At 69.4% G+C, this 4,412-nt stretch carries 4 protein-coding genes; 1 reads left to right on the plus strand and 3 read right to left on the minus strand.

The annotated features are described in order from the left end of the window. Window positions 1-90: 90 nt before the first annotated feature. The 3 genes from Q4I23_RS30815 to Q4I23_RS30825 all read right to left on the minus strand — a co-directional run bounded on the left by Q4I23_RS30815 (window position 91) and on the right by Q4I23_RS30825 (window position 3,277). Entirely contained in the window at window positions 91-1,269 is a 1,179-nt protein-coding gene (locus tag Q4I23_RS30815) for an acyl-CoA dehydrogenase family protein (RefSeq protein ID WP_498528744.1), read from the minus strand. A 23-nt stretch (window positions 1,270-1,292) separates the two neighbouring features. After that, window positions 1,293-2,699: an MmgE/PrpD family protein gene (locus tag Q4I23_RS30820; RefSeq protein ID WP_498528745.1), complete on the minus strand. Its 1,407-nt coding sequence runs from the start codon at window positions 2,697-2,699 to the stop codon at window positions 1,293-1,295. Window positions 2,700-2,779: 80 nt separating this feature from the next. Then, window positions 2,780-3,277: a MaoC family dehydratase gene (locus tag Q4I23_RS30825; RefSeq protein WP_094306085.1), complete on the minus strand. Its 498-nt coding sequence runs from the start codon at window positions 3,275-3,277 to the stop codon at window positions 2,780-2,782. 135 nt (window positions 3,278-3,412) lie between these two features. Between Q4I23_RS30825 and Q4I23_RS30830 the strand changes: the two genes are divergently transcribed. Next, the gene (locus tag Q4I23_RS30830) at window positions 3,413-4,309 is read left to right on the plus strand and encodes an HpcH/HpaI aldolase/citrate lyase family protein (protein WP_498528746.1); all 897 of its coding nucleotides are present in this window, start codon (window positions 3,413-3,415) and stop codon (window positions 4,307-4,309) included. Window positions 4,310-4,412: the final 103 nt, after the last annotated feature.

Consider the following 4,412-nt stretch of genomic DNA (forward strand, 5'->3'; position numbering starts at 1 on the left):
GGTGGGGTGGTTTTTGTTTATAAGACCCCGCTCCGCCCCGTGGGAGGGGGGGGGTGGCGGGGTGGGGGGCCCGACGCGACCACCCAACCCTCACACCGGATTCTGCTCGATCAGCCGCTTGGCGATGATGATGCGCTGGATCTCGTTGGTGCCCTCGCCGATGCACAGCAGGGGGGCGTCACGGTAGAGCCGTTCCACCACGAACTCCTTGGAGTAGCCGTAGCCGCCGTGGATGCGCATGGCGTCCAGGGAGTTCTCCACCGCCGCCTCGGAGGCGAAGAGCTTGGCCATGCCGGCCTCGTAGTCGCAGCGCTCGCCGCGGTCGAGCGCCTTGGCCGCCTGCTGCACGAGCAGCCGTGCCGCGGAGACGCGGGTCGCCATGTCGGCCAGCTTCATCGCCACGGCCTGATGCTCGTGGATCGGCTTGCCGAAGGTCTTGCGCTGCTGGCTGTACTTGACGGATTCGTCCAGCGCCGCCTGGGCGACACCGACGCCGCGCGACGCCACGTTGACGCGGCCCAGCTCCAGGCCGGAGATGGCGCAGGCCATGCCGCGGCCCTCGACTCCGCCGATCAGCCGGTCGGCCGGGACGCGGTAGTCCTCGAAGACCAGCTCGGCGGAATCGATGCCCTTGTAGCCCAACTTCTCCAGCTTGCGGCTGACCTTGAAGCCCGGCCCCTTCTCGGCCAGGAACATCGTCATGCCCTTGTGGCGGGGCTGCGCCGTCGGGTCGGTCTTGACCAGCAGGGCGAAGCAGCTTCCCTGGATTCCGTTGGTGATCCAGGTCTTGGAGCCGTTGATGACGTAGTCGTCGCCGTCGCGCTTGGCCACCGTGCGGATGGCCTGGAGGTCGGTGCCGCAGTCCGGCTCGGTCAAAGCGAGGCCGCCGCGCAGCTCGCCGGTGGCGAAGCGCGGCAGGAAGGCGGCCTTCTGCTCCTCCGTCCCCGTCTTGGTGACGATGAAGGCCATGATCAGGTGCGAATTGATGATGCCGGACAGCGACATCCAGACCGACGAGATGCGCTCGATCATCTTGGCGTAGGTGGAGGGGCGCAGGCCGAGCCCGCCATACTCCTCGGGGATCGTCGCCCCGAAGAGGCCCAGCTCCTTCATCCGCTCGACGATCTCGTCGGGGTAGGTGTCGTCGTGCTCCAGCTTCAAGGCGACCGGCCGGACGTGACGGTCGAGGAAGCGGTCCACGCTGTCGAGGATCAGGCGTTCCTGCTCGTCGCGTTCCGCGTCGGTCATGCTGGTGTTGGTGTCGCTCATGGCGTGTTTCCCGGAATGAATGGTCAGCGGACGGACGGCGACAGGACGGACAAGGAGTCCGCCGCGCGCGGGCTGGCGTCGAGGCCGAGGACGGCGTCGGCGATGCGCGCCGCGGCGGTCTCGTTCACGGTCATGGCGGCGTTGCCGCGGTACTTGTCCACGATCTCGGCGTTGGACAGCGGGCGGTCGGCGGCGCCGCGGTTGATGTGCTCGCGGTGACGGAGTTCCCGCCCGTCGTCGAGCGTGATGACCAGCTCGCCCGAATAGGCCTTCGGGAAGGGCGAGTCCGGGTCGTGGCGGTAGGACACCTTCGACGCGATGTCGAGGATCGCCGCGTCGCCCAGCGCGTCGTTCTCCAGCTCCGCCAGGGTCAGGCGCCCGCGCACCAGCGCGGCGGCGACCAGGAAGGGCACGCTGAACTGCGCGTCGTAGGAGTTGGAGGGGCGCTTCTTGTTGGCCTCCGGCTCACAGACGGTCTTGACGACCTGCTCGGGCACCAGCGCCTCGATGCGGCGGATGCGCGCGATGTCCAGGCCGTCACGGCGCAGCTCCAGGGCGGCGTCCACGCAGGCGTGGGTGAAGTGGCAGGCCGGATAGGGCTTGATCGCCGTCGCCATCAGCTCCCACGTCTCGCCAAGGCCGGCGGTGGCGATGCCCAACTCGGCACGCCCGGCCTCCTTGCCGAGATAGGCGTTGAACAGGCCGAAGCGGCCCTCGTAGGGGCGGGTGACGCCGGTGAAGCCCTCGCGAGCCAGCGCCGCCGCGGTGATGCCCGCCGCCGCCGCCCAGCCGGGATGCAGGCGCTTGTTCCAGGCGCCGTCCTCCAGGAACTCCAGGCTGCCGCTCGCCATCGACAGGGCGATGCCCTGGGCGGCGGCGAGCTGCGCGCGGGTCAGGCCGAGCAGCCGGCCGGCGGCCAGCGCGCAGCCGAACACACCGATCATGCCCGTCGGGTGGAAGCCCACCTGATGGAAGCCGCCGCGCGCCACCGCGCCGAGCCGGGCCGCCACCTCGACGCCCAGCACATAGGCGCTGACCACGGAACGGCCGTCCGCCCCGGTCATCGCCGCCGCCGACAGAACGGCGGGCATCACGCTGGCGGTCGGGTGGATGACGCCGCCGATGTGGGTGTCGTCGTAGTCGAGACCGTGGCAGAGCAGCCCGTTGACCGTCGCCGCGTCGCGGGCGGGCAGCGAGGCGGGCATGCCGATCACCGGCACCGGCCCCTCCCCCGCCAGCCCGCGCAGCGCGGTCAGCGTCTTGTGGGCGAAGTCGTAGCGCGTCGAGGCGAGCGCGATGCCCACGGCGTCCAGCATGTGGTGCGGCGCGCGGGCGCGGACCTCCGCCGGAATGGCGTCGTCGGGGGTGTCGGCGACGAAGGCCGCCAGCGTGTTGGCGATGGAATTGGTGGTCGGATCGGTGGCGGGCATGGTTCCTCCCTTTTGTTCTTCTCGGGCCATCGGGTCGTTCCGGGTTGTCCGGATCAGTCGCCCCGGATCAATCGCCCAGATCAATCGCCGATGCCGTGGCCCCGCTTGGGGACGAGGCTGGCCCGCTCGAAGGTCACGAAGACCGTGCCGTCGGCCTTGTAGCCCTCGGTGTAGGTGGTCACGATGCCCTGGGTCGGGCGCTTCTTGGATTCGCGCACGTCCAGCACCTTGGAGCGCGCGTAGATCGTGTCACCGGGGAAGACCGGGGCGACCAGCTTGATCTCCTTCCAGCCGAGGTTGGCGACGGACTTGTAGGAGACGTCGTCCACCGTCATGCCCAGCACCATGGCCAGCGTCAGGCCGCTGTTGACCAGCGGCTTCCCGAACTCCGACTTCTCGGCGAAGGCGTGGTCGCAGTGCATGGGGTGGCGGTTCATCGTCAGCAGGCTGAACTGGATGTTGTCCGCTTCGGTGATGGTCCGGCCGGGGCGGTGCTCGTAGACATCGCCGACGGTGAAATCCTCGAGGTAGCGGCCAAGGTCGGCGACGATGGTCCGCGGTTCCTGAACATCGGGCATGGGCGGGCGTCTCTTGTCTGCGGATCGGAGGGATGATTGCGGGGCGCCGATCATTTCAAGGTGACATGTTCAGCGCGTGTGATAGCATGTTGTACGTACAAATAACACGCCCCCTCACCCTTGGAAAGCGTTTTCATGTCCAACAATCCGCAGAACGCAGCAACGGCGCCGGATTCGCCGGTCCGCCGCTCCTACCTGTTCGTTCCCGGCGCCCGCCCGGACCGTTTCGCCAAGGCCCTGGGGGCCGGCGCCGACGCGGTCATCATCGATCTGGAGGATGCGGTGGCCCCCGGCGACAAGGACAGCGCCCGCGCCGCCGTCTGTTCCTTCCTGCGGGAACACACCGGCGCGGGCGGGCCGGCGGTTTTCGTTCGAACCAATTCGGTGCGCAGCCGCTCCGGCCTGCTCGACATCCTCGCTTTGACCGATCTTCCAAACGACGCCGCGCCGCGCTGGGCGGGCATCCTGCTGCCGAAGGTGGACGGGGCCGAGGACGTCCGGCTGGCCGCCGGGCTTCTCGACGAGCGCAACCTCCCCGGCGCGCTCGGCGCGCTGATCGAGAGCGCCGACGGGCTGGAGAACGTGATGGCGATCGCCGCGGCCTCCCCCCGCCTGTCCTTCCTGATGTTCGGCGGGGCCGACCTGTCGGCGGAGCTGCGCGTGCCGCTGGCCTGGGAGCCGCTGGTCCAGGCCCGCACCCGGATCGTCCACGCCGCCGCCCGCTTCGGGCTGGACGCGCTGGACATGCCGTGGATCGCGCTGGACGACGAGGAGGGCTACCGCCAGGAGTTGGCGCGCAGCGTCCTGCACGGCTTCACCGCGCGCTCGGCCATCCATCCCAAGCAGATCACCGCCATCCACGACGCCTACACTCCGTCGCCGGAGGCGGTCCTCCGAGCCGGGCGGGTCCTGGCCGCCTTCGAGGCCGCGGGCGGCGGGGTCTGCGTGCTGGACGGCAGGCTGGTCGAGCGGCCTCTGGTGCTGGGGTCCCATCGAATCCTGGCATTGGCCCGCCGCGCCGGAATGCTGTAGCCAGGGATTGCCCGTTCATGCGCCCCGCGCCACCGCCACTTGTCCGGACTCCCATGACCAACCTGTCTCTTATACACATCTGACGCTGCCGACGATTATACGC

It is taken from the genome of Azospirillum sp. UFLA03-27 (genome assembly GCF_059803775.1).

Coding starts and splice junctions, on each gene's coding strand:
- Q4I23_RS30815 (WP_498528744.1), bottom strand. CDS start 1,269: ATGAGCGACACCAACACCAGCATGACCGACGCGGAACGCGACGAGCAG.
- Q4I23_RS30820 (WP_498528745.1), bottom strand. CDS start 2,699: ATGCCCGCCACCGATCCGACCACCAATTCCATCGCCAACACGCTGGCG.
- Q4I23_RS30825 (WP_094306085.1), bottom strand. CDS start 3,277: ATGCCCGATGTTCAGGAACCGCGGACCATCGTCGCCGACCTTGGCCGC.
- Q4I23_RS30830 (WP_498528746.1), top strand. CDS start 3,413: ATGTCCAACAATCCGCAGAACGCAGCAACGGCGCCGGATTCGCCGGTC.